Annotated in this window: 21 protein-coding genes; 10 read left to right on the top strand and 11 right to left on the bottom strand. The window is 52.6% G+C overall.

The features are described 5' to 3' along the window. Window positions 1–11: 11 nt before the first annotated feature. The gene (locus J7619_RS00680) at window positions 12–1,430 is read right to left on the bottom strand and encodes a TolC family protein (protein WP_291192861.1); all 1,419 of its coding nucleotides are present in this window, start codon (window positions 1,428–1,430) and stop codon (window positions 12–14) included. A gap of 100 nt (window positions 1,431–1,530) precedes the next feature. Here J7619_RS00680 and J7619_RS00675 point away from each other — a divergent pair, with 100 nt between their 5' ends. The 8 genes from J7619_RS00675 (at window position 1,531) to ggt (ending at window position 10,714) form a co-directional block, all read left to right on the top strand. Next, window positions 1,531–2,352, top strand: coding sequence for an AraC family transcriptional regulator (locus J7619_RS00675; RefSeq protein WP_291192859.1), 822 nt, complete (start codon window positions 1,531–1,533; stop codon window positions 2,350–2,352). Between the two features lie 42 nt (window positions 2,353–2,394). Continuing rightward, a complete protein-coding gene (locus J7619_RS00670; RefSeq protein WP_291192857.1) occupies window positions 2,395–2,964 on the top strand; it encodes a Crp/Fnr family transcriptional regulator in 570 nt (189 codons plus the stop codon). A 68-nt stretch (window positions 2,965–3,032) separates the two neighbouring features. Further along, the gene (locus J7619_RS00665) at window positions 3,033–4,157 is read left to right on the top strand and encodes an FAD-dependent monooxygenase (RefSeq protein ID WP_291192855.1); all 1,125 of its coding nucleotides are present in this window, start codon (window positions 3,033–3,035) and stop codon (window positions 4,155–4,157) included. A gap of 65 nt (window positions 4,158–4,222) precedes the next feature. Further along, on the top strand, window positions 4,223–5,389 hold the full coding sequence (locus J7619_RS00660; RefSeq protein ID WP_291192853.1) for a helix-turn-helix domain-containing protein: 1,167 nt from the start codon (window positions 4,223–4,225) through the stop codon (window positions 5,387–5,389). Window positions 5,390–5,491: 102 nt separating this feature from the next. Continuing rightward, a complete protein-coding gene (locus J7619_RS00655; protein ID WP_291192851.1) occupies window positions 5,492–6,667 on the top strand; it encodes a serine hydrolase in 1,176 nt (391 codons plus the stop codon). A gap of 12 nt (window positions 6,668–6,679) precedes the next feature. Further along, complete coding sequence (locus tag J7619_RS00650; protein WP_291192849.1) at window positions 6,680–7,462, top strand: NIPSNAP family protein; 783 nt, start codon at window positions 6,680–6,682, stop codon at window positions 7,460–7,462. Window positions 7,463–7,527: 65 nt separating this feature from the next. Further along, a complete protein-coding gene (locus J7619_RS00645; protein ID WP_291192847.1) occupies window positions 7,528–8,928 on the top strand; it encodes a Gfo/Idh/MocA family protein in 1,401 nt (466 codons plus the stop codon). Between the two features lie 61 nt (window positions 8,929–8,989). Further along, window positions 8,990–10,714, top strand: coding sequence for a gamma-glutamyltransferase (gene ggt, locus J7619_RS00640; protein WP_291196436.1), 1,725 nt, complete (start codon window positions 8,990–8,992; stop codon window positions 10,712–10,714). Window positions 10,715–10,776: 62 nt separating this feature from the next. Here ggt and J7619_RS00635 read toward each other — a convergent pair whose 3' ends face one another. Then, entirely contained in the window at window positions 10,777–11,148 is a 372-nt protein-coding gene (locus J7619_RS00635) for a hypothetical protein (protein ID WP_291192845.1), read from the bottom strand. 105 nt (window positions 11,149–11,253) lie between these two features. Here J7619_RS00635 and J7619_RS00630 point away from each other — a divergent pair, with 105 nt between their 5' ends. After that, a complete protein-coding gene (locus J7619_RS00630; protein ID WP_291192844.1) occupies window positions 11,254–12,417 on the top strand; it encodes a thioredoxin family protein in 1,164 nt (387 codons plus the stop codon). Window positions 12,418–12,433: 16 nt separating this feature from the next. Here the strand turns inward: J7619_RS00630 and J7619_RS00625 are convergent, their stop codons facing one another. The 6 genes from J7619_RS00625 to J7619_RS00600 form a co-directional block, all read right to left on the bottom strand. Then, window positions 12,434–13,555, bottom strand: coding sequence for a S9 family peptidase (locus J7619_RS00625; protein WP_291192843.1), 1,122 nt, complete (start codon window positions 13,553–13,555; stop codon window positions 12,434–12,436). Window positions 13,556–13,770: 215 nt separating this feature from the next. Beyond that, window positions 13,771–14,769 carry a 2-hydroxyacid dehydrogenase gene (locus J7619_RS00620; protein ID WP_291192842.1) on the bottom strand — a complete coding sequence of 333 codons (999 nt, stop codon included), beginning with the start codon at window positions 14,767–14,769 and terminating at the stop codon, window positions 13,771–13,773. 20 nt (window positions 14,770–14,789) lie between these two features. After that, window positions 14,790–17,240: a TonB-dependent receptor gene (locus J7619_RS00615; protein ID WP_291192841.1), complete on the bottom strand. Its 2,451-nt coding sequence runs from the start codon at window positions 17,238–17,240 to the stop codon at window positions 14,790–14,792. Between the two features lie 90 nt (window positions 17,241–17,330). Beyond that, window positions 17,331–19,007 (bottom strand): M56 family metallopeptidase, encoded by a 1,677-nt coding sequence (locus tag J7619_RS00610; protein WP_291192840.1) that lies wholly within the window; start codon window positions 19,005–19,007, stop codon window positions 17,331–17,333. A gap of 12 nt (window positions 19,008–19,019) precedes the next feature. Beyond that, window positions 19,020–19,406, bottom strand: coding sequence for a BlaI/MecI/CopY family transcriptional regulator (locus tag J7619_RS00605; RefSeq protein ID WP_291192839.1), 387 nt, complete (start codon window positions 19,404–19,406; stop codon window positions 19,020–19,022). 80 nt (window positions 19,407–19,486) lie between these two features. Continuing rightward, window positions 19,487–20,482, bottom strand: a complete 996-nt coding sequence (locus J7619_RS00600; protein ID WP_291192838.1) for a GlxA family transcriptional regulator — start codon at window positions 20,480–20,482, stop codon at window positions 19,487–19,489. A 127-nt stretch (window positions 20,483–20,609) separates the two neighbouring features. Here J7619_RS00600 and J7619_RS00595 point away from each other — a divergent pair, with 127 nt between their 5' ends. Continuing rightward, window positions 20,610–21,116, top strand: a complete 507-nt coding sequence (locus J7619_RS00595) for a DUF1569 domain-containing protein (RefSeq protein WP_291192837.1) — start codon at window positions 20,610–20,612, stop codon at window positions 21,114–21,116. 91 nt (window positions 21,117–21,207) lie between these two features. Here J7619_RS00595 and J7619_RS00590 read toward each other — a convergent pair whose 3' ends face one another. Genes J7619_RS00590 through J7619_RS00580 form a run of 3 tightly spaced genes read right to left on the bottom strand, consistent with a single transcriptional unit; the run spans window position 21,208 to window position 26,318 of the window. Further along, window positions 21,208–22,803, bottom strand: coding sequence for a RagB/SusD family nutrient uptake outer membrane protein (locus J7619_RS00590; protein ID WP_291192836.1), 1,596 nt, complete (start codon window positions 22,801–22,803; stop codon window positions 21,208–21,210). Window positions 22,804–22,833: 30 nt separating this feature from the next. Then, window positions 22,834–24,834 (bottom strand): SusC/RagA family TonB-linked outer membrane protein, encoded by a 2,001-nt coding sequence (locus tag J7619_RS00585; RefSeq protein ID WP_291192835.1) that lies wholly within the window; start codon window positions 24,832–24,834, stop codon window positions 22,834–22,836. After that, entirely contained in the window at window positions 24,717–26,318 is a 1,602-nt protein-coding gene (locus tag J7619_RS00580) for a SusC/RagA family TonB-linked outer membrane protein (protein WP_291192834.1), read from the bottom strand. The genes J7619_RS00585 and J7619_RS00580 overlap by 118 nt, the downstream gene beginning before the upstream one ends. Window positions 26,319–26,467: the final 149 nt, after the last annotated feature.

Below are 26,467 nucleotides of genomic sequence, written 5' to 3'. Positions count from 1 at the left end.
TTAAAAGGGCCTTATGGCAGCTGGCCGGAGGCGTATAATAGCCGCCGGTGTTTGACGGTAACGTTAATGCGGGCCGTGAGCAGATCGAAGCGCGCCTGGAGGAGCGCATTGTCGGCGTCGAGCATTTCGGTGATCAGGGCGAGCTGGTGCAGGTATTTGAGTTTTACGATGCGGTAGTTTTCCGTTGCCTGCGTCACGGCTTTTTCTTTGACGGGAATGGTTTCGAGCAGGTCGTTCAGCTCGGCGTGGTGTTTGAACACATTGTCCATTACCCGGTTTTTAACGACGCCCGTCTGCATATGCTGCGCTTCAGTACGCAGGCGAGCGATGTGCGTGCGGGTCTTGTTTTTATACAAATTGGAAAGGCTGTAAGTAGCTTCCACCCCAACACGTCCTAATGTATAGAGATAGGGGTCGGGCGGGAAAAACATGTAATTGGGATAGTTGAACCCGTAGGATGTGAAGAGGTGGATGTTCGGCAGGTATGCCGCCCGTGCGATCCGTTGTTCTGTTTCGGAAACCGCTTCCATTTTTTCAGAAATGCGCATTTCATCTTTGGCGAGCGCTGCCTGGAGATATGAATGCATGTCTTCGATCGGTAAGGTGCTTTCCAGCAGGTGGGCTGTGTCGAGTTCGAGGGAAATCTCTTCCGGCATTTCCAGCAAAGTGTGCAAATCATGCAGCACGATTTCGGTATTGCTGCGGTTGGTCGTGCGCGAGAGGTGCATATCGGAAAGCTGCAATTCGGCCCGCAGTACTTCGTTCCGGGTAACGGTGCCATGCGCCTTGAACGAGCGTACCTCTGCAAGCCGGTCTTCCTCTTCCCGGATATGTTCTTGCAGCAGTTTGTCGAGCTCCATCATTTGATAGGCTTTAAAAAACAGCTCCGTCGCTTCCATCTTCACGTCGTTTTCCGTTTTCAGCACCGCCAGCGAGGCGATCTCGTCCTGCTGGCGCGCTTTCAGGATCGCATACCGGATCTTTCCCCCGGTATAAAGCGGCATTTTCGCGGAACCGGTGAGGTCGGCGATGACGGGAATGGTGTGCGTTACGACTTTGTCGCCCAGGCCGTGGCGGTATTCGGTCAAATCGGTAATGCGGGCATAGGAGGCATGGAAATCGACTTCGGGGAGGCGCAGCTCCTTCTTTTCGTCAATGTTGGCCTCGGTTACGGCCCTTTCGATCCTGGTGTGGCGAATGTCACGGTTATTGGCCACCGCGATTTTCAAAGCTTCCGGCAGCGACAGCCGGCGGGAGCTTTGTGCCTGTGTGGCGGAGGAGAGCAGCAATGCGCCCGCAAATACCGCGCCGGCTGTTACAGAGCCTGGTTTGTAAGGGGTTGATAATGAGTGATTATTTCTTGGGGATGGTTTTGTTCTGAATTGCACTTTGCTGAGTGTGAACTGCCAGAACACGGCCGCAGATCTCATTGCGATAGGACTTATAGGTGATTTAAATTGTAAAGCAAAGGTGCGACGTTTTGATATGGCTTTATTATCTTGCAAAGTCAAATATTTATCCATTTACGCCATGTCGAAAATCGATCGGATGTATTACCTCACCGAGGTCGACAAGCAGCCCCGCAGTATCTATTGCATGCACGACCTGATGGGTGAAAACGACGTGGCCCCGCACATGCACCGCAAGGGGCAGTTCCTCTACACGCAGGGAGGGATCGTGCATGTGGTGACACCCCGGAAAACTTACTTTTTGCCGGCCCGGCATTATATATGGATACCGCCCGGGGTAGAGCACAGCATTCATCCCGGCTCGCCGGATGTGATCATGCGGAATCTGTATTTCCCGGTAGAGCCCGGGGACCAGCCTTTTTACTTCGAAACAGGTATTTATCCTGTGAACGACCTGCTATTGCAAATGGTGATTTTCAGTAATCAATGGAGCGGGGATATTCACGAGACCGACAAGAGCAGTTACCTGTTTGCGATGGCATTGAAATACATTTTGCCGGAAATCAGCATTTATAAACTGCCGCTTGCATTGCCCTATGCGAAAGACAAGCGCCTCGATAAGGTGATCCGTTTTATGGAGGACAACCTCCAAGAGCCCATCGTGTTCCCCGAACTTGCCCGCCGGTTCGGTTTCAGCGAGCGCAGTCTTTCCAGGTTGTTTCATAAGGATCTGGCAATGTCGTTTGTCCAGTATCTGACCATTCAGCGGATGATGCGGGCGTTACGTTTCCTGCTGGAAGAGCACATGCCGGTGAAGGAGGCGGCGGCATTGGTAGGCTACAACAGCGTCCCGACATTCAGTACTACCTTTTACAAAATCATCGGAATCCGCCCTTCCGACTATGTGAAGCTGAATGATCTGTCGCATGAAAAGTTGTTTTAAAAATGCTGTTGGTTAATTTGGCCGCCGGGTTGAACAAACACTATGCAGATCGAACATTTTCTGGGAAAAAGATTGGGGTTGGAAGGCGGTCGCCTGCGCCAGTTGCTGGATATAGCGCATGCGAGGCGTTGCCGGAGAGGTGATGTTATTTTTCAAAGAGACAAAATTTGCAATTCCCTCGGATACATTGTGAACGGCGCGCTGCGGACCTATTGTGTCATGGAATCCGGGCAGGAAATCAGCTTCCTGCTGCAAGTGAACGGCGATTTTTTCGGGGATTACGAAAGTTACCTCACGGGTGCGCGGTCGCGGTTCATTATCGAAGCCATGATGGACACCGAGGTATTGCTGTTTGACAAGAGCGATCTTGACCGACTCATCGACAGCGACATTTTCTGGCTGCGGTTCAGCCGCACGATCCCCGACGTCTGCTTCCTCGAAGCAAAGCGCCGGATCGAAGACCTGCTGTTCTTCGGGCCGGAAGAGCGTTATGACAGACTGCTGAACAAAATGCCGGAAATCGTTCAGAAAATCCCTTTGAAATACATTTCGAGCTACCTGGGGATTACGCCGCAGTCGCTGAGCCGTATCCGGAAGCGGATCATTAATTAACTTAAGTGAACGTTTTTTGGACCACCCGCAACCCAATTTAGCGGCTACAAACAACCAACAGTAAAAACATGGAAGTAGCCATTATTGGAGCAGGGATCGGCGGATTGGCGACAGCCCTCGCATTGAAGTCAGCCCAAATACCATTCCGCATTTATGAAGGAGCACCTGCGCTGGAACCCGTCGGTGCGGGCATTATGATCGCCAACAACGCCATGCAGGCGTTCCGCACCTGGGGGATTGCCGAGGAGGCGATTGCATTGGGAAACCGCATTTCGGTGATGAACCTCACGCATCCGGATCTGAGCCCCATATCTTCCAACGATCTCGGATGGTTCGAGAAGCGGTCGGGTCTGCATAACATAGCCATTCACCGCGCCGATCTTCACCGGGTTTTGGTAAATGCGGTGGGGGGCCACCACATTGTTTTGAACAAACGACTGAAAACCGTTTCACAGGCCGAAAATGCCTACGAGCTGTCATTCGAGGATGGTAGCGTGGCAGCGGCAGATTACCTGGTGGGTGCGGACGGCCTCCGCTCACGAATGAGAAGCGCGCTGTTCGGAAACGGTGCGTTGCGGGACGCCGGGCAGAATTGCTGGCGGGGCGTGACAAATTACGCGCTGCCCGAACGCTACCATCACGAGTTGAACGAGGCCTGGGGAAAAGGAAAGCGTTTTGGTTTTGTGAGGCTGAACGACCGGCAAGTGTACTGGTATCTGCTGATCGACCAGGACCTCGCCGACTTGACGTCCGATATTCTACCTTATTTAAGCGACTTTCACCCGTTGGTCGGGGAAATCATCAGGGCTACGCCTTCCTCCGGCTGGATCGTCGCACCGATCTTCGATCTGAAACCCATGCGGCAATGGAATACCGGTCGCGCCTGCCTGATCGGTGACGCTGCCCACGCCACGACCCCTAATCTCGGGCAAGGCGCATGCCAGGCGATTGAGGACGCCTATGCGCTCGGGGAATTGCTCAAAAAGTGCTCACTCGATGAGGCCATTCGCCGGTATCCGTCGGTTCGCATGCCGAAAGCGCATTACATCGTCGATATGAGCTGGCGGATCGGCAAGGTGGCACATGCCCGGAACCCGCTGCTGATCGGCCTGCGTAACCTGATCATGAAAGCGACGCCTGCGCGGGTCAATCAAAGGCAACTGGCGAAGATTTTCTCGCTGGATGCGGTTTAGCGGGATTCCTGCAAAAATCGTTAAGTTAGCCAGCGCTAATCGCATTCTCATTTCCATTATTCAGCATGTTGAGTCTGATAGGGCTGGCAATTACTTTCTTTCTGGCTGTCATTTTATGGGGTAAGCGCCACAAAACCAGTGCCGACTATGTGTTGCTGATCTGGTTGCTGCTGATCGGCGTACACCTGGGGTTTTACTATTCGGTCAGGAGCGGGAAGTACCTTCAATTTCCCTATTTGCTCGGTGTCGAAATCCCGCTTCCGCTTGCGTATGGGCCGCTGTTGTACCTGTATACTTCCGAGCTTACGCGGCTTACGCACAGGCGGCGATACAGGGTCCTCCACTTTGTCCCCTTGATGCTGGCCTATGTCTATGTCATACCATTTTATATGCTGACACCCGAGCGCAAGGTGTGGGTATACCAGCATGAAGGGGAGGGGTTTCGTGAGCGGCAGTGGGTGTTGCTGTGCGCGATCGTACTCTCCGGGGTGTCGTATGCGCTGCTTTCGTGGTTCCGGTTACAAAGGCATCGAAAGCGTATCGATGCCCGGTTTTCCAATACGGAAAAGATCAATCTGGCCTGGCTCCGGTACCTCATTGCCGGGATATCGGTGATCTGGCTGACGATCTTTCTCGATAGCGAGGACTACATTTTCGGAGCGGTAGTGGCATTCGTATGCTTCATCGGGTATTTTGGCATCCGGCAAACGGGGATATTTACCGATCAATCGAGACTTGCTCTGGAACAGGAGATCCTGGTCCCCGATATCGCTGCCGTGCCGCTGGCGGAGCCCGGGGAACCGGTTGCGGAGGTTGATCATGCAGCGCAGGAAGCCGCCGTGAAATCGAAATATGCGAGGTCCGGGCTGAGCCGCGATGTGGCCTTGCGGATCTACGAAAATCTGGAAGACCTGATGGCCCGTGAGCGGCTTTTCACCGACCCCGAGCTTACCCTGGTTCAGCTGTCCGAAAAACTCGGTACCAATGCCAATCATCTGTCGCAGGTAATCAATATGGTCGGTAACAAAAGCTTTTACGACTACGTCAATGCCCTGCGGATCGCCGAATTTACCCGGATTGCAGCGCTGCCCGAAAACCAGAAATACACGCTGCTGCACCTGGCCCTCGAATGCGGGTTTAATTCCAAAACTTCCTTTAATCGTAATTTCAGGAAGCATACCGGCTTGTCGCCCAGTGAGTTCCTGGCCAGGCAAGATGTCCATTTGCAATAGGAACAGGCCGTGGCGGACGTCCAATTTCGTGCCATCCTACACGCCGGGGCGATCCCCGATGTCCCGGATTTCATCTTTGCCGAAAACTTTTAATCGACAAAGATGAAAAACCAACTTACCAGCCGGCAATGCTGTCGCCGGATCATCCGCATCACTTTGCGCGCCGCTTTCCTCATTCCCGTCCTGGCCGTATGGGCGCTTTCCTGCACAACCGATCACGTCCCGCCCGTCGATCATCCCGACGCGGAAAAGTACCAGCGTATCGTGGCCCGTTTCATGGAGGCAGGCGCTTCGGGTGTAAGCATAACGGTGCGTTCGCCGAAAGGTACCTGGCACGGCACGGGCGGCTTTGCCGATAAGGGTAATGGCATTGCCATGCGCCCCGAAAATACGTTGCGGGTCGGCAGTATTTCGAAGGTATTCACGGCCGCTACCATTCTCCGGTTGCAGGAGGACGGTAAGCTGGCCATTACCGACAAGATCAGCAAATACCTGCCTTCGGAAGTCACCAGCCGCATTGCCAATGCCGGCGAGGCGACCATTGAGCAATGCCTGAACCACACATCGGGTATCCGTGAATATCTCGACGACGAGACGATCGAAGGCATTGCCACCGGACGAATTGTGAAGTATTCGGCTGCGCAGAACCTCGCGCTGGTGTACGACAAACCGGCAGATTTCCCGCTGGGCAAAGGCAATTATTGTAATACCAACTACCTGCTGCTTTCGGAGATTATCCGGGCCGTGACCGGAAAAAGTGCCTATCATATTGTCCGCGAAAGAACCATAGAGCCGCTGGGGCTTCGTAACACTTCCGCCAGTGTGGTTTTGCCGGCATCGCTGACGCAATCTTACTTTGAGACCGACGGTTCGATGCAGGAAGTGACCTGGGTCGATAACAATGCGGTGGGCGGAGAAGGGCAGCTCGACGGCGGGATGATTTCTACTTCGGATGACGTGGCCGCATTTCTGGAAGCATTACTGACGGGAAAGATCCTCTCGCCCGCTTCGCTCGCATTGATGCAAACCTACCAGGACATCGACCCCAATACGCTGCCCGACGAACTGAAATATTACAAACAATACGGATTAGGCCTGATGAAAATCGAGACCGATCATGGCACGGCGATCGGCCATGACGGACATGTGTATGGGTTTGTCGGAAAAGTGTTCTATCTTCCCGAACATCAGACGACTATCGCGATTTTGCTTAACGGCTGGTCCCCTTCCAGCGTGGCGGTACTCAATGCAAAAAGCACTTTTAACCTATTATTCTGAAAACCATATTCTATGCAGCGCAGGAAGTTTCTTCAATCAACACTGGTGGCTACGGCAGGTACGGCCGTTGGTACCAGCAGCGTAACAGCAGGCAATGCCCCCGCCGCAAGCAGGGAAATATATGAATGGCGTGAATACGAGTTCCGCTTTGGGGCGGATCAGTCGCAGCTCGAAAACTATTTCAAAACGGCGCTTATACCGGCATTGAACCGGGCCGGTGTAAAATCGGTCGGCGTCTTCCGGGAATGGCGCGCATCGGATCCCGCCAAATTTTTCGCGCTCATACCCTATGGTTCATTGGAACAACGCATGACAGTCCATGAAAAATTGAAGGCGGATCAGGAGTATGTGAAAAACAGCGCGGCATACAACGGTATTCCGGTGGAAAAGGCATTATACAGCCGGTTCACCTCGTCACTGATGATGGCTTTTGAAGGCTGGCCTGTCATAACCGTTCCTTCCGCCACGCCGCGGGTATTCGAACTGCGGACGTATGAAGGTTACAGCGAGGAAGCCGTCACCAGGAAAATCAAAATGTTCCATGATGGCGAATTCCCTATTTTCCAACGGGCAGGGCTCAATCCCGTGTTCTTTGGCGATGTCATTGCCGGCGATAAACTCCCGCGCCTGACCTACCTGCTCACCTGCGAGAACATGGAAGCGCGCGACAAGGGCTGGGTAGCATTCATCGCCGATCCCGCCTGGAAAAAACTGGTAGGTGACCCGCAATATGCGAATACGATCTCCAAAATCAGCAATAGTTTTCTCATACCGACGGCCTACTCGCAGGTGTAGGTGTGGCAGACGGCAGGGATTCTTGTGATTAGCCAATTTGATTACCTAAACTCCAATTATTCAGCATGATGTCCAGCAAGAATGACAACAACCGACGGAGCTTTATCAAGAAGTTTACCGGCGGTGCGCTGCTTACGGCCGCCGCGCCAGGGCCCCTGTTTGCAGGCGAGCGCATCTTCTCGCGCGAGCTCCCGTGGGAAAAGCCGAGGTTCGCCGCTAATGATACCATCCAGATCGCCTGTATAGGCACCGGCATTATGGGAATGGGGGACACCCGTACCGCCCTGAAAGTGCCCGGCGTGAAGCTCATGGCCGTGGCCGATTTGTACGACGGCCACCTTGTACGTGCCAAAGAACTGTTCGGCAATGATATTCAGACGACCCGAGACTACAACGAAATCCTGAGCCGCAAGGACATCGATGCGATCATCCTCGCCACGCCCGACCATTTGCATTCGCAGATCGGTATCCAGGCTCTGAAAGCCGGCAAGGCCGTTTACTGTGAAAAGCCGATGGTACACAAGATCGAGCAGGGGTATGATATGATCAAGGCAGCGTCCGATTCGGGTAAGGTTTTTCAGGTGGGCAGCCAGCGCGTAAGCTCCATTATTTATGCCAAAGCCAAAGAGCTCTACCAATCGGGGGCTATCGGCGAGCTGAATTTCGTGGAAGTGTATTACGATCGCCATTCGGCGCAGGGGGCCTGGCAATACTCCATACCCCCCGACGCTTCGCCGCAAACCGTAGACTGGAACCGCTTCCTGAGCGACAAGGCACCCAAGATAGCGTACGATCCGCTGCGTTTTTTCAGATGGCGCAATTACCAGGATTATGGTACCGGTGTAGCGGGCGACCTGTTCGTGCATTTGTTTTCAGGCATGCATTACATCCTCGATTCTAAAGGGCCGACCCGCATTATGACCAGCGGCGGCTTGCGGTACTGGAAAGACGGCCGCGACGTGCCGGATGTCATGCTGGGTATTTATGATTATCCCAAAACGGCTTCGCATCCGGCATTCAACCTCACTTTGCGGGTGAATTTTGCCGATGGTTCAGGCGGAGGATCGGGCTTCCGGTTCGTCGGTACCGACGGGCAGATCACGCTTTCGGGGAATACGGTGACCGTGAAGCGCAAGAAAATGGCTGCCGCACCTGGTTACACGATCGATACATTCCCCAAAGCATTGCAGGAGAAGTTTTTGGCAGAATACAACAACAAATATCCGTCTCGCCCCGAAATGTCCGAACCCGACGTGCAGGAATACAAGGCGCCGCAAGGCTACGACGACCGGCTGGACCACTTTGCGATATTCTTCGATGCTATGCGGAACAACAAGAAGGCGCTGGAAGACGCGGTATTCGGTTTCCGTGCCGCCGGGCCGGCATTGCTTTCCAACAAAAGCTATTTCGAGAATACGGTGGTGCATTGGGACCCTGAAACGATGAAGCTCGGGAAAGTATCCTGATCGCCGTCGTCTAAACTCCATCTCCTGAACTTTACTCCCCATGATTAAAATGAATTACCGGATGATCTGGGCGCTGCTGGCGTCCCAGGTCATTTTTTTGACGAGCGCTCCGGCACAGACGGGCAGGGGAGACCGTATCAGCGGCTCCAACTTCGAATCGCGCAGCCCGGTGCTGGCCATGCATGGTATGGTTGCCACCAGCCATCCGCTCGCCACCCAGGCAGGGCTCGATGTCCTCAAAAAGGGCGGCTCGGCCATGGATGCAGCCATTGCGGCGAATGCGGCCCTGGGGGTAATCGAACCCAATAATTGCGGCATTGGCGGTGATTTGTTCGCGATAGTCTGGTCGGCCAAGGATAAAAAGCTCTACGGACTGAACGCGAGCGGCCGATCGTCCAGGGGCCTTACCTATGAAAAACTCAAATCCGCACTGGGCGACAGAACGCAAATGCCGCTGTACGGACCGTTGTCCGTATCGGTACCTGGCGCCGTAGATGGCTGGTTCGCATTGCACCAGCGTTTTGGCAGGTTGAAAATGGCCGATATCCTCGCACCCGCGATCACATTTGCGCGGGAAGGTGCGCCCGTGCCCGAGGTGATCGCCTATTCGTGGGAGGTAGCGTACAGGCGCCTGAAAGAGCAGAAAGACATTACAGAATTTGAAAATTTTGGCAAAACATTCCTGATCCGGGGTGCCGTACCACGCCATGGACAGGTTTTCAAAAATCCGGACCTCGCCATTACCTATGAAAAGATTGCCAGGCAGGGGAGGGATGTGTTTTACAAGGGCGAAATAGCCGACCGGATCGATGCCTATGCACGTAAAACGGGGATATTTATCCGGAAGGAAGACCTGGCCGCGACCCAAAGTACCTGGGTGGAACCTGTGTCGGTGAATTACCGGGGCTATGATGTATACGAACTGCCACCCAACGGCCAGGGCATCGCTGTGCTGCAAATGCTGAATATCCTTAAACCTTACGATTTGAAAAAGCTGGGCCACAACAGTGCCGAGTACCTGCATTTGCTGATTGAGGCCAAAAAACTGGCATTCGAGGACCGCGCCCGCTATTATGCCGACCCGGATTTTGCCAAAATCCCTTTGCAGACCTTGCTATCCGACAAATATGCTGCCGAACGTCGGGCGCTGATCAACCCGGAGAAGGCTTCTGTGAAATTCGACGCGAGCCAGTCGGTGCTCAAAGACGGCGATACGGTGTACCTCACCGTGGCTGACGCCGAAGGCAATATGGTATCGCTCATCCAGAGCAATATGCTCGAATTCGGCAGCGGTATGGTGCCGGACGGGCTGGGTTTTGTGTTGCATAACCGTGGCAGCAGTTTCAGCCTCGCGCCTGGGCATGCCAATGTGTACGCGCCCGGGAAGCGCCCGTTCAACACCATTATTCCCGGCTTTGTGCGCAAAGACGGTAAGCCGTTCCTCAGTTTCGGCGTGATGGGGGGCGCCATGCAGCCGCAGGGGCATTTGCAGATTCTTTGCAACATCCTCGATTTCGGCATGAATGTACAGGAAGCCGGCGATGCGGCCCGTTTTGCGCATTCGGGCAGCAGCGAGCCGATCGGTACCGTGATGTCGGACGGGGGAAAAGTGGCGCTTGAAGGCGGTATTCCGGCGCAGGTCCGTGAAGCATTGGTGCGCAAAGGCCACCAGCTGGCGGACAAGGACTTTTTCGGCGGTTACCAGGCTATCCTGGTCGATCAGGAAGAGAAAGTATACCACGGCGCGTCGGAAATGCGGAAAGACGGGCAGGCGGCAGGATATTGATAGTCCGGGAAACGCTTTCCGGGAAACGGTTCAAAAGGAACGTTTCCCGGATCTTAAATCGATTATTTCTTCGGTTCCTTAACCGCCTTGATCGGAAAGTCCCCGTATTGCGAAGACACGATGCCGGTTAATGTATCACCCTTCTGCATGAAGCTGTATTTGAAAACGCCCGCCTGGCTCTCGATCGTGAATGCTACTTTTTCCTGATCTACCGTCAACTCTTTCATCTCCTGCTTTTCGGTGTCACCCACATATCCGGTGGTTTTGTTGTCCTTTTGTTCAAAGGTAAAAAAGCCCGATTCATATTCCGGCGGAACGTCGCTGATCAGGTATTTCCAGGTACCGATAATATCCGCCGGCAAGGCAGCATTTTTGGCGGCAATAGAAATAAATCCTATTGCGATAACCATCAGGAGATAGTACTTTGCTTTCATTTTGAATCAGAAGTTTAAAGTTTGAAACGGTCGATAGACGTTCTAAAATAAAAAGAAATCCTGGCTTTCCTCATTGATCCCCTTATGAAAAGAACCTTCTGTTTGATGCTTTTAATTTTTAGCACGGCTTTTTGTCGCGCCCAGGGAATTAATTTTGCCACTACTTCCTGGGAAGAAACCCTTCAAAACGCGGAAAAAAACGGAAAACAGATCTTTTTGTATGTTCGGGCGACTTCCTGCCGCTATTGCCGGCAAATGGAAAAAGAGGTTTTCATTAGTCGGGATGTAATCGATTATTATAACGGGAATTTTATCAGTTATAAAATTGACATTGAAGACAAGGGCGCGGGCGAAGCGCTGGCGGAGAAGTATGGAATTAAAGGTTTTCCTACCTATTTGTTTCTGAGTAAAAACGGCCAAAAGCTGCATCAGAGCTCGGGGGCCAAGCCTGCCGCTGATTTCATCCGGGACGGGCAGAATGCATCCGACCCGAATACCGCATTATTTCCCATGCTGACCCGGTACGAGCAAGGCGAAAAGTCGCCGGAGTTGCTGTTCAATTTGAGTAATGCATTATCATATTATATGGTTGATGATAACCCGAAGGAAAAAGTGACGGAGGAATACCTGGCGACGCAGTCGGCTGACGAACTGGCATCAGAACGGAATTTAAGGTTCATTTTTGGGGCGGGTCTTGGCTTTAAGTCGCCGGCGACGGTTTATCTCCTGCAAAATCAGCAGAAATTTGTGGGCTTGTTTGGCAAGGAAGATGTCGAAAAGGCAACGCAAAGAATTATGACCCGCACGGCAAACATGGCGGGCAGGACCAACGACCTGGTGCTGATGAGCGAGCTGAGAAAGGTCGCCGTTGACGATTTTCCGGACAGCGTTAAAATCTTGTCGCTTTTGCAAATTTACTTTTACGGCGGACGGGGCGATTGGCTCAATTACGGCCGATCGACTTTGAAATACGGCAGTACCGTTGGGGCGAAAGATTGGCAAACCATGTATGAAACCGGTATTTATCTTAAAACCTTTGCCAAGGATCCCGAGACATTGAAAATAGGGGTCGAGATCATGGACAAGGTTTTGAATTTGAACAAAAACTACGAGTATTTATGCATTTATGCCCAGCTTCAAAAGAAATTAGGAAATAAAGAGCCGGCTTTAAAAGCAGCGGAAGAAGCGCTTCAAATTTCCGTTGCCAAAGGGGCGGACGGTGACGATGCCCGGGAATTGATCAACGAGCTTACGGCTACCCATAAATAGGCACTTATCGAATGCCTCACCTGGTTTGAGTCGTGAGCCAATCCGACATGATAGCCAATGCTTTGGGCGAAAAGGTTTCCTCGATGCCTGCATATTCACTGGGATGGCCGCTTTTACTTTCCTGAAAGAGATGGTTAAGATTCTGTAATTCTTTTACGGTCACATTTAAATTGCCGCCTTCTTTTAATGCTTTTGAAATCGCAGGCAGATTTTGTTGCGCGTCTACCTGTAAATCTTTCGATCCATTTAAAGCCAGAACCGGGCAAGTCACTTTTTGAAAATATTTAGCAGGGTCGGCATTATATAAAAATTGATACCACGGCCCACACATGAAATGGATTTGATCTTTGAAAAATTGCTCCGCTGTCTGTCCCGGAGGGAGCATTTGCCTCGGGTAGTTCTTTGCCTTGGGTTGCATGTAGGCGGTCAGGTTCCTGCGCAATACGGCGGTGTCGGGCGAGTTTTTGAGTATTTCAAGCGCGTCGCTATTGATTTTGTTAATGAATGCAATTCCCGCTTTGTCAACACCGCCCGCCCGTGCGATCAATTCCATTTGTAGCGATATTACTTCGTAGCTGATAGCGCCCGGACCAGCCAGAGAAATGACAAATTGGATATCCCTGGACTGCGATGCGGCGATGGCCGCTACCAGCCCGCCTTCACTATGTCCGGCAAGGCCGATTTTGTTGGGGTTAATGTCCTTTCTGGATTGCAGATAAGCTATTGCGCTCTCGGCATCTGTGGCGAAATCCAGGGAAGTGGCTGTCGCGAAACGCCCGGTCGATTTGTTTGTTCCCCGGTCATCATAACGCAAAACCGCGAAGCCATGGCGGGTGAGGTAATCCGCGATGATCAGGAATGGTTTATGTCCGAAAATCGTCTCATTCCGATCCTGCGCCCCGCTACCGGTGATCAATACTACGGCAGGAAAGCTGCCTTTTTTAGCTGGTAACGTGAGGGTTCCCGATAGCGAAATACCAGCCCCGCTATTTTGAAAAGTTACACTTTCGCTGTAATAAGGATAAGGTGGCATTGGCTCCTGCCGTTTTTTTGCAACAGCCTTTTCGGGCAAAAGCATATAAACAATGCAGCCGACTATCAGCACGAGAAATACCGCGAGGGTAATTTTTTTATTCATGATAAACTTTTTAGGATATATTTAAAAAGTCGTTGTATTCCACTTCATACCACAGGCGATGGTACTCGGCAAATCGGGGATGGTTATGAAAACAAACCTGATGCCGGGCGCTAAGACGCTTATCCCGTATCTGGCGAAGTTATCTCAAAATTAACGGCGCGATAGACAATGGGGCCCGGCAGGTAGTCGAACAGCCGAGAATGCGGGGCCATAATTCAGACCAGTACGGCTGCCGCTTGCTCCGGCTCTTTTCCGTGAAGAATGCGGTCGATATTTTGCAAAGTGACCTGGGCGATTTCCGTCAGCGCTTCCTCCGTGAAAAATGCCTGATGGGCTGTTACAAGCACGTTTGGAAAACTCATCAGGCGCTGGATGGTATCGTCCTCGATAATGCTTTCCGAAAGGTCTTTGAAGAAAAGCTTTTCTTCCTGCTCATAAACGTCGATTCCCAAATTCGCCAAATGCTTGCTTTTGAGAGCGTCTATTGCATGGGCCGTGTTGATCAGCCCGCCGCGGCTCGTGTTGATCAGCGTCACACCGGGTTTCATCAGGGCCAGGGTACTTTCGTTGATCAGGTAATGCGTGCCGGGGTTGAGCGGGCAATGAAGGGAAACGACGTCGGAGGAACGCAGCACCTCTTCCAACGGTTTATACTCGACTCCCGCCAGTTGAAGCTCGGGATTGGGATACAGGTCGTAAGCCACGACTTTGCAGCCGAAGCCCTTCATGATCCTGCAAAATGCACCGCCTATTTTGCCCGTTCCTACCACGCCGATCGTCTTGCCATACAAATTGAAACCGAGCAGCCCGTTCAATGAAAAGTTCTGTTCGCGCACCCGGTTGTAAGCTTTGTGCGTTTTGCGGACGAGGGTGAGCAACATGGCCACCGTATGCTCCGCCACGGCTTCGGGCGAGTACTCGGGCACACGGCACACGCGTATCCCGCGCAGGCGGGCTGCATTCAGGTCGACGTTATTGAACCCGGCACATCGCAAAGCAATGATTTTTACGCCCTTTTCGGCCAATATGGCTATAACTTCCGCATTCACCTTATCATTGACGAACACGCAGATGGCCTCCTGGCCGTCGACGGCATGGGCGATGTGCGGTCCCAAATGGGTTTCCAGGTATTCGATTTCGAAACCGTAGGGGCGGTTGTACTTATCGAAAAACTGTTTGTCGTAGGGTTTGGCGGAGAAGAACAGGATTTTCATGACGTAAAAATAGAAGATATTTAGTTCTTAACCCGCTGCTCTTCACTACCTGAGCCGCCGACGTTCCGCTTCCGCTTGCCGGAGGCGCCTTTGGAGAAATTGTACGTGAATGATGCTGTCAGCACCCGCGTGTCGGCATCGTTGTAATAGTTGGCCCGGGCATTGGGAATATTGAGAATGCGGCCATTGGGTTCAAGCGAACTAAAAACGTCGCGGAGCGAGAGCTTGACAATGCCTTTGTCTTTCATCACCTTTTTCTGCACAGCCGCGTTGACCAGAAACAAATCGTCCTTATCGAATTGCGCGCTCTGGCTGCGGGTGATATAAAATCCGCTTAGTTCGGCGCTCCACCCGTTTTTGAACAAAAACTGGTTGTTCGGGCTGATGTAGCCGTAGGTCGAGCCGGTCGTGTGGTCCGGGTCGCCAGGCATACCGCGGAAGTTGTTGCGGATGAGTTCGGCGTAAAAATTGCAGGTCCACCAGTTGCCTGCTTTGAGGCGGGCGGTCAATGTGATGCCGCCCCAGATAAGCCTGCTGATATTGCCTGTCCGGCTGATGAACACATTCCCGGCTTGCTCGATCACCTCGCCCTGCATATTCCGGGTGTAATTGTAGAGGAGCGACAAATTGAACCGGCTCTTATAGTTGAGCGAAAGCTGGAACTTGTTGCCGAACTCCGGTTTCAGATAAGGATTGCCGGCGAAGTAGGAGAATTTGTCCAGCAGAAAAACGAAAGGGTTCAGATCCTGGTAGTACGGCCGGCCGATCCTGCGGCCATAGGAGAAATTCAGGTGTGTTTGGTTGGTGTCGAGCTTATAGCTGACGTAAAGTGTAGGGAAAATGCTGGTGTAATGCAGTGCAAACGACGAGTCCGGTTTGACAGCATTGCCCAATTGGTGCCCGTAGCCGTTGGTATTTTCCGCACGCAGGCCGGTTTGAAGCGAAAGCTTTTTGAAATCCCGGTTGAAATTCAGATATGCGGCGTTGATGTTTTCGGTGTAACGAAAACGGTTGGTTTTGTCGTAATCCACCGAAACCGTTTCTCCCTGATGCAGAAAGTAGTTGGCCGCATTGTCGGTGCGGACGAGGCTGCTTTTGAAACCCGCCCCGAGCTTACCTTTTTGCAGCGGATGTTCATAGTCGGTCTTGGCTGAATAAATGGCAATGGACGATGGAAGGTCGGTCGTGATTTTTTCCTGTCTTTTGAATGTGTCCTCACCATCGAAGAAGTCGTTGATGAATGTCTGCCGGGCGCGGATGCGGTATTGAATGTAATCCAGGTCGAAGGTCAGCAACTTTCCGGTACTGTCGTACTGATGGCTGAAATTGAGATTGACGCCGTGCTGCCGGAAACGGTTCCGGTCACTGTTGTCGGCCTGGATGAGGGAATCGATCGCCCCGGCAGCATTCCTGACAATGCTGCTCACGGGCCTCTCCTCGCGCGAGTGTGTGAATGCACCCGTGTACACGATGCCCCAGGAGGTTTTTTCACTGGCGTAGAAATCCATCCCGGTTTTCAGGTTTGCGGTCCTGCTTTTGGGATAAAAGAAAGTGGTTTGGTCAAACGACGACCGTAATGCATCATTTTCGCCGTAGTACCTCCGCTCAATATCGAGCCGGCGCCACTGGTCGACGCTGTTGAAGCTCGCATTGGTGAAAAAATTGAAGCGGTTGCTGCGGTAGTTGAGGTTCACGTTTTCGTTGTGCCGCCAGTACCGCGACCTTGCAGGGCTGAGGGTAATACTGCCATTCAGGCCACGGACCTTGTTTTTACGCATTCTGATATGGATGATGCCGGCACTCCCGGCCGCGTCGTAACGTGCGGGAGGGTTGGTGATCAGCTCGATCTTTTCGACCGCGTTGGCAGGTAACGACCGCAGGTAGGCTGCCAATGCGGCCTGCGACAGATAGGTGGGCCGGTTGTCGATGAGCACGAGTACGCCCGGTTGACCTTTGAGGCTGATGCTGCCGCTCTGGTCGACCATCACACCCGGCGCTTTTTCCAGCACTTCCAGCACATTGGCACCCGCATTCGAAATCAGGGCATCGACATTCAGCACCGTCCGGTCGATCTGGTATTCCACGAAATTCTTTTGCCCGGTCACTTTCACCTCGTCGAGTTTGATATCGGCGGTGTTTAATGTGATGATTCCCAATTCAATGGTCTGCTTTTCGTTCGGAATGTCAAACTTGCTTCTGGTAAAGTTTTTAAAGCCCATCATGGCGACGGCCGCGAGGTAGCTCCCGTTTTTAATGCCTGTAATCGAAAAAGTACCGTCCTTCACGGTAAGCACTGTTTTCACCAGACTCGAATCCGTCGCACGGAGCACCGAAACGGCCGCGCCTTCCAGCGGCGCATTGTTGGGGCCAACCACTTTTCCTTTGATTTGGGCAACAGCATTTCCCAGTGCCGTCAGCAGGGCAACGGCAATCCATAGGGTGGTTCTCACCCGGTTAATGGCTTTCATCATGTGATGTTAAGGTTGTTTTTTGTGACTGGCAGGCATAGTTTACCTGCCTTACTCAAAGTAAGTTTTGGAATATCTGTGTATTAACCAGGATTAACGGTGGCTCCCGTAAGTAAAGTCGATCACGTCGCCGGGTTTGGGGAGTACTGCATCGAGCACGCTCTTGTGAACCGATTCGGGTTGTTTTACGCCATTGAGGATCAGTTCGTTGTTGGTGATCCTGAAATCGATATTGTCACGTGAAATTTCGATGCCCTCCCGCTCGATGGCGTCCATGATCGTGTTGTTAATCGCCTGGCGCTTGATCCGGATCGGATTAGGCTCGTATTCATGCTGGTAGGTTTGCAGGGGCTGCGGTTGATACGTTTGCACATATGGCTGCCATTGCACGGGCGCCAGCCGCCTGCTCATGGAAGAGTCGACGTCTAACGGAACGGACAGCCGGTTAAGCGGCGCCATCGGTTTTTGCAACGGTTGTAGCGTGTCGGGTCGAACCGGATTTGGGTGGTTTATTGCTCCCGTACGGTTTTGGACAGCCTGGTTTTGCTGTGCATTGGATTTGTTAATGAAGGGGTTGCCGGTATTTTTGGATCCGGTTTGGTCTGGCTGAGGGTTGGCGTGGTTCGCTGACGAGGCCGCAGGATTTTGGACGTTGCCGACGCGGTGAACCTGTTTCGTATTAACCTTTTGCTGGCTCGTTTGCCGGCCACCGGATTGCCGGCCACCGGGGTGCCGGCCACCGGACTGAGCGAGCAGGACTGTAAATGTGAAGAATGCCAGCATTGCTACCAATAGCACTGTTTTTTCAGCCGCACCCAACGTCGAGTTGGTGCATGAGGCAATGCGTTTGGCGCGCTGTACGAGGCCCCCTTTTCCGGAGAACGCTAATTGATATACGTCTTCATTCAGCTGGTATTCCCGGAATGAGAGAAGGGCACGGATATAGGTTGTCTGGTTGCCCGAGTACCGCAGGGCCATATCATCGCAGCAATTTTCACGCTCTTCACGAATGAGCCTGGAAATCCAGAGAATGCCGGGGTTGAAGAAAAAGAGCAATTCGGTAAGCCGTTGCAGGAAATTGACGAAAAAATCGAGCCGCCGGATATGTGCCAATTCATGGAGCAGCACCATTTCGATCTGATCCGCGGGAATAGCGGTAATTACGCCCAGCGGGATGAGTATCACGGGCTTGAAATGCCCCAGTACGGTCGGGACTTTCACCAGGCCGGACTGTAATATCCTCACGGGCTGCGCGATGCCCATAGTTTGGGCGAATTCATTCAAACGCTGTTCCCAATAGCTGCCTATGCTGTAAACTTGCCGCGTTTTGAGCTGATGCAGGCGATAAAGCCCGAGTGCAAGGCCGGTGATTTTGACTAACACCACGAGTAACCAGAGTAAGGTGATTGCCTGAATGTTTTGGGCAAGGAAGCCGGTGGCGATGCTGACAACGTCTTGCCCGGAAGGTGTTGCCTGGACGGATGTTGCCGTTTCCCGGGCAGCGTGCGCTACCGAAACGTCCTGGATCAGTACCTTCTCCCGGACAGGAGAACCCGATTGTACGAATGCAACGACGGTCCCCATTATGAAGAATAAAAGCAATCCCGTCAACAAGTTATAGCGGATCTCGGGGCGGCTGCGGCGGGTGCCTACTACCACAACTGCGGCCAGCAGCGCCGCGACGGCCCCAATCCAGAGTGAATGACCGAGCGCCACCCCGGTTTGCCGGATCAGGGTATAGGCGGTTTCGGAAGTGAGCAGATTTTTCATGGCTGGTTTGATTTAGGAATTCCCTTTTTCCAATTGGTCCAAAACCGCCCGGATTTCATCCAGCTCTGCTTTGGAAGCTTTTTTGTTATCCAGCAACTGCATCACCAGGTTGCTGGCCGAGCCACCGTACAAATGGTCGACAAAACGATCGAGTAGGAGGCCTTTTGTCTTTTGCTCTTCCTCGACCGCCTCGTAAACGTGCTTCATACTACTCTCATCGCGGGAGAGCATGCCTTTTTCGGCCATCAATTGCATTTGTTTGAGGGTTGTGGTGTAGTTCACCTCCTTCAATGTGTTCAACTCGTTGTGCACAAAGCGCACGGTGGAAGGCCCGTGCTTCCAAAGGATGGTCAGAATATCGAGCTCGGCTTTCGTGGGTTCAGCTTTTTCGGAACTCATGGCTATGAAAATTAAGTACATACCAAAGGTACGATTAAAATCGTACGATGCAAATGGTAAGGTAAATTAATTTACAAAGCCTAGCGCAGCAGCGTCTCGGTATTGTACCTGTTCCTATACTCAACAGGCGTAAGCCCGGTGATCCGCTTGAAGATGGTCCTGAATGTTTTCAAGTCGTTGTACCCGACATTGTAGGTGACATAGGCGATGTTGGATTCGCCGGATTCCAGGGATTTTTTGGCGGCTTCTATCTTGATCCGCTGGATGTATTCGATGGGGTTGAGGGTGGTGGCGCTTTTGAAGCGGCGGATGAAGTTCCGCTTGCTCATATTTACATGGCCGGCTATCTGGTCCACTGAAATGTCGGTTTTGAACTCGCTTTCAATGTAGGTTTGTGCCCGGTGAATGTCCTGGTCATTATGGCCGCGATGGCCGGAGAATATGGTGAAAATACTCTGGGATGTACGGCCGTAATCCAGCGCATAGTACTTGCTCAATGTAATGGCGATCTCTTTCCCGCAGGTTTTTTCGATGAAATACAGAATGGCGCTCAATGCCGAAAAGCCGCCGCCGCCGGTGATAATGGCCTCCGACTGGGTAACCACGCGCTCGGGGCGGAAGTTAACAAGCGGATATCTTTTCCGCATATCGTCGATCGCGCCCCAGTGGGAGGTAGCGGGCATGCCATTCAGCAGGCCGCATTCGGCCACAAAATAAGCACCTGTGCAAAGGCTGATGATCTGCGCCTTGCGCTGGTATTTTTCTTCGAGCCAGCGGGTCAGTCTACCATATTTAAGCAGCAGCTGATCCATGTCGGCCCCCTCGGTGTTCATCGGCGGGACAACGATCACATCCGTATCAAAGTCGTCGGCCAATGTTTTCGCACAATGAAATTGAACCGGAAGGTTTAATTGCACATCACGAAGATCAAAACCCACCAGGTCGATTTCGAACGGCGCTGTTTTGCCGCTTCTGACAACCGCATCCTTTGCGCCGGTCAGCAATGCGACGGTGCTCGACAGGGCTGTCAAAAGCACATCTTCATATACGATTACAGAAATGTGTCTGGTGCGCATGGGTTGGCAGGTTTACTCAAAGCTATCATAAAGATGGCACAAAATACACCTTTGATTGTCATTTTTGCACGCCGCTCGACTTTTCAAGCCCCGCTAGTTTTGCATTATCACCAAACAGAAACAAACTATGAAAACGATCTTTGATGCTGCCACGCGGGACGAACTGATCAGAAGGATACAGTCACTCGACAAACGTAATGCGGCGCAATGGGGCAAAATGAATGTGTACCAAATGGCAAAGCATTGTACCATCTGGGACGAGTGGGTGTTGGGCGTTCATAAACCGAAGTACAAACAGGAATTAATGGGATGGATTTTCGGCCGGATGGCCCTGAAAACCTTCGTCAAGGACGACAGGCCTATTCAGAAGAACGTCCCGACGAGCCGGCCTTTTATCGTCAAAGAGTTGGATGGCGACCTGGAACTGCAAAAGAAGACCTGGATCCGGTGTATTGCCGCGTATGAGCACTTTTCCAATCCGGATTTTATTCACGATTTTTTCGGCAAGATGACGCGGGAGCAAATCGGGATATTTGCCTACAAGCATTCGGACCATCATTTACGACAGTTCGGCGCTGTCGATCCTGTGGCAAATCCCGACGAGCGCCAACTTTCCGGGCTCGAACGTCAGTAAGAAGCGATGCTCATCAGTGGGCCATAAAAAACCACAGTGTTTCGGGAATCGGGCTCCTTTGCACTGTGGTTTTTCGGGGTATTGTACCCACTTAATTCCAGCCGTTGGCTATGTCTTTGGCCACGTTAGGATTGTAGTTCTTCTCAACATCGGGGATCGGCAGGAGGACGTTTTTGTCCTGGAAAGGCTGTTTCCCGTCGCCCGGCTCGGCCGCACGCTGCGCATTGATCGTCTGCTTGGCGATTCCCCAGCGAATCAGGTCGAAATACCGGCTTTGTTCGCCGCAAAGTTCTACCTGGCGTTCGCGCATGATGATTTTCATCGCGTCGGCCTGCGCGCCCAGGCTGGTGTACGCGACCGCGCCCGAGCGTTTGCGCACCTGGTTGATCAACGCCAGCGGATCGGCGCCGGTTTTACCTTGCTGGATTTGCGCTTCCGCGAGCATCAGCAGCACATCGGCAAACCGGATCACCTGCCCGTTGATGGAGCTTTGCGGACCTCCGTAAGAGGCTACTTCATTGTAATACTGGTATTTTTTCCAAACGTAATATCCCTGAGGGTCGTCGGCCTTGAACGGGAAATCGATCGCGCCGCCTGCACATTTCTGGCAATACTGAGTGTCGCCGCCGCTTTCCTTGCTGCCATAGAACGTAAACTTCGCACGTGGATCGATGTAGTTGGCGCTGGTGGTCGGGTGGGGGTATTGGAAAGATTTAACAGTGGTGGTCGGGATGTAAACATTGAACCAGTCTTTGAAACCATATTCCTGGGCACGGTCGGAGTGGGTTGCTTTGCCGCCCCAGGTTTCCTGTCCGCCGAAGACGTAGTACTGGTTGCCAATCCCCCAGTCGGTCCATTTGGCGTTCATGATCTGGAAAATGTTCTCCGGGCTGCTCTGGTTCGTTGAGCTGAACAGGTTCTCGTACGACGGGTCCAGCGAATAGGTGAACGGAGCGGCTGTCAGCTGTGCCAGCGTGGTTTCTGCCTGCGCCCATTTTTTCTGGTACAAATAGGATTTCCCCAGCAACGCTACCGCCGCACCTTTGGTTGCCCTTCCGAGGCCGGTAGCCGCATCGTATGACACAGGCAAATCGGCTGCGGCCAGTTTCAGGTCGTTTTCAATCGCAGCCCAGATCGCCTCCGCCGAAGAGCGGGACGGGTAATTATTGGCCACCGTGCTGTCGTAAGCGGTGATCAGCGGGGCCTTACCCCACAAATTGACGATATTGAAGTAAGCGTACGACCGCAGGAACCGCGCCTCGGCAATGTATTGCTTCGCCGCCTGCTGGTCCGCGGCGCCTGTCGGATTCCATACACCCGCGCGGTCGATGACCACATTCGACCGGAGGATCAGCCGGTAAAGGCTGTTCCACAGCTGGCCGATCTGCGCCTGGCTCGTACCGAACGAATAGTCGGCGATCTGCGCCATGTCGCCTTGCAGGTTGGTCGTTTTCTTGGCTTCGTATCCGAGCAAATCGAAAATAAAATAGTACTCCCGCGACCAGAGGCCGTTGTGCAGTAATGTCGCATAAGTGGCGACGACGGCCTGGTTGAGTCCTTCGGAAGAGGTAAAATAGGTTTTGTAATCGTAGGCACTCTGGCTTTCCAGGTCCAGTTTGGATTCATCGCATCCGGCCAGCTGAAAAGCGGCAATCAGTCCTGTCAGAAAATATATGATCTTTTTCATGTTCACTTCAAGTAAGTTTTCTTCTAACCATTAAAACCCAAGCTGCAAGCCGCAAAGCAACGTTCTTGGCTGCGGCAACTGCTGACGGTCGTCGATACCGCGTGAGAAGATGAAGCTGCCGCCGTTCTGGGTGCTTACCTCCGGGTCATAGCCTTTGTATTTGGTAAAGGTCAAAAGGTTTTGTGCCGCCGCATACACGCGGATGCTCTTGAACACCTTGCCGCCGCCAATGCCTTCGATCACGCCCTGGGGCAGGGTGTAGCCCAGCGTCACGTTACGAAGGCGCAGGTAAGCACCGTTTTCGAGCCACCAATCGGAGGGACGCAGGTTACCATCGCCCGTTGCGCTCTGTCCCGCACGCGGAAGTTCGGCCACATCGCCGGCCTTGCGCCATCTTTTCAGGATTTCGGTAGAAGCATTGTGGCCCGTGGATTCATTTTCAGTCACGAACTTAAATGCATTCACAATTTTCAGACCGGAAACACCCGAAACGACCACATTCAGATCGAAGCCTTTGTAATTCACACCCGCATTGAAACCGTATACGATTTTCGGGATAGGGTTACCCAGGATCTTCTGGTCGGTGGAAGTCACCTTGCCGTCGCCATCCAGGTCTTTGAAAATAAAGTCTCCGGGAAGGAGGCCCGCCTGGTACTTGGTGGTGGCATCGCCTGTCTGCTCGGCCGCTTTGGCATTCAATGCGTCGATTTCCGCCTGGTCTTTCGCTACGTGAGATACTTCATAGCCGAAGAACGATCCGATCGCCGAACCCGCAGCTGTGTAAGTGAATGCAGGGAGGTTGCTGAATGCCCCCGCCTGAATGGGCGCGGCAAACTCGCTTCCAAGGGAGTTGACGATGTTTTTATTGTAGGCCAGGTTCGCACTCATATTATACTGGAACCCGCCCCGGGCCTGATCGCGGTAACCGACCGAAAACTCTACGCCCTTGTTTTGGGCACTCGCCGCATTGGCGTATTTGCTGGGTTGCCCGCCGCTAGCCGAGGCTCCCGTACTTCCTGAAACGGGTACGCTTACCAGCAAACCGGAGCTTTTGCGGTTATACCAGTCAACGGTAACATTCAAGCGGTTGTTGAGAAACCCGAGGTCGAGGCCAATGTTGGTCTGATCTGTCGATTCCCAGCGGATATTCGGGTTAGACAGCGTATTAATGGTAGTACCCGGATTGAAACCCTCATTGGTTCCTAACGAGTAAACCAGGTTACCGTTAGGACTGCCGCTGTAAGTCAGTACGGACGTTACGCCGGTAGTCGGGATCGAGTTATTTCCGGTTCTACCCAATCCGAACCGTACCTTGCCGTCGCTCAGGAAATTCAGGCCATTTTTGACAAACTCTTCATCCACAAAGCGCCACGCAACACCCAATCCGTAGAAATTCCCGAAACGGTTGTTGGCCCCGAAGTTCGAAGCACCGTCGCGACGGAAGCTTCCCGTAAGGATGTATTTGTCGTCGAAAGTATAGCCCAAACGTGCAAAATAGGAGATCACCGACGAGCGTGCATAACCGTAGGTGGAACCCGTAACGGCTTGTGACTGCGCTACACTGATGTTCTGAATGGCGTCGTTCGGAATTTTGGTACCGGTTGCATTCAGGCCCGAAGAATTTCCCGGATCGAGGTAGCTGTTACCGAGCGTGGCCGAAACACTGTGTTGGCCAAATACCTTATTGTAGGAAAAATAGTTTTCAAGCGTGTAAAACGAATAGTTGCTGAAACCCAATGTAGCCTGTTGCGGATTGGTCAGGTTGTTACCCCCCGTGTAGCCATATTGGTAGCTGCGATTCTTGCCTCCGCCGATTTCGGCCGAAAGCTGCGTGCGGAACCGCAATCCGGAAATGATATCCACTTCTGCAAAAACCTGCGGGAAGAACACAAAACCGGTATTGATGGGGTGGTTCAGGTTAATGGCCGCGAGCGGGTTGTTACCATTGCTGAAATCGTCGACGTTGGTGGTGTTGGAGTAACCGCCAGGGATATTCGCGTCGTAGATCGGCTTGTAAGGCGCATAATACACCGCGTCGGAATGCTGGCCAGCTGTCCGTCATCTTTGGTATAACGGATATTCAGGCTTTGTCCCAAATGAAAGCGGCCCAGGGTTTCGTCCAGTGCAAAACGTGAATTCAGCCTGCTGTTGGCGAAGTTCCTGACAATGGCCTGCTGTTTGATATATCCCAATGAGAAACTGTAAGCTACTTTTTCGCTACCACCATTGATGTTCAGGTCGTTTTGCGATACGAGGGCGGATCTGAATATCTCTTTCTGCCAGTCGGTACGGTCGGTGGTCACGTCCGGAGTATTGAACTTGGCGGGCAGGGATGAATTGGTGGTGGCGGCGAAATCTTTCAGCAGGTCGATGTACTGCGAAGCATTCAGCAAATCCAGCGTCTTCCAGGCCTTGGCAACGCCCCATTGGGTATTGAAATTGATACGCGGTGCGCCCGATTTGCCTCTTTTGGTAGTGATAATGACCACGCCGTTGGCTGCGGCAGAACCATAAATGGCTGTGGATGAGGCGTCTTTAAGGATTGTGATGTTTTCAATATCCTGCGTAGCAAGCGTATTGAACATCGTTTTGCTGCCCTGGATACCATCAATCACATACAATGGATCAACCCCTGTGAAAGAACCGGTTCCGCGGATGAGGATCTGGGCATCGGAGCCCGGCGTTCCGTTCGATTGCAACACCTGCACACCCGCCGATTTTCCGATCAGCAACTGCGAAGGGTTGGTGGCGGTAGTGGCGCCGGCATCTTTTGAGGAAACAATATCCACGGAGCCTACCACGTCCTGCTTTCGCGAGCTTCCGTAACCGATCACGACCACCTCGTTCAGCGATTTATCGTCCGGAACCATCGATATGTTGATCACCGCCCTGTCGCCCGCTGCAACTTCCTGCGTTTTATAGCCTACAAAGCTGAATACCAGTACGGCTTCCAGGTTGCTCACTTCAAATTCGAAATTACCGGAAGCGTCCGTCAGTGTACCCAGCTGGGTCCCTTTCAGGCGTACGCTTACGCCCGGGAGGCCGTCGCCGTGTTCGTCGCTTACCTTGCCTTTCAGCACCTGCGCGAGCATATCCCGCATTTGTATGGAGAGTAGCCCGGTACTTTTGGTTTGCAGTTCCTTGCTGGCTTTAAGCAGGATGCGCCCCGATGGGGTAACCTGGTAGGAAATCTGAAGAGGTGCCAGCAAGGTTTGCAATGCCGCCGCCAGTTTCTGGTTGACGACATGGATCGCTACCGGACGCTCGGCGCGGATTGCCTTGTTGCTGTACACAAATTTTACGTTTGCTTTCTGCTCCAGCTGGTCGAGTACCGTCGCCAGTTCCACCTTGTCGGCGTGGAGCGTCACGGTCCGTTCCAGGACCTCCTGCGCCTTGCTGACGTGCGCCGCGTAGGTGAGGCTGGAAAAGACGATTGAAAAGATAAGCTGGGCTAAAGAAATTTTCATGAGCAAGCAAAGCGACGCCCGGTTTTTTCGGTATCGGTTTTTTTTCATAGTTTAGAAAGGTTTTTTATAACTAATGAATACCCCGCTGCCGCATCTTGGCGGATTTCCGGCAGCAGGAAAGTACTGACCGGCAGGGTAGCTTTCTGCCGGTTTCTTTTTTGACTTCGGGACAGGTTTTAATGCATAGGCAGTATTTA

The sequence above is a fragment of the Dyadobacter sp. genome, from assembly GCF_017744695.1.
Lineage (GTDB): Bacteria > Bacteroidota > Bacteroidia > Cytophagales > Spirosomataceae > Dyadobacter.
This window is presented reverse-complemented; position numbering and strand designations above follow the sequence as displayed.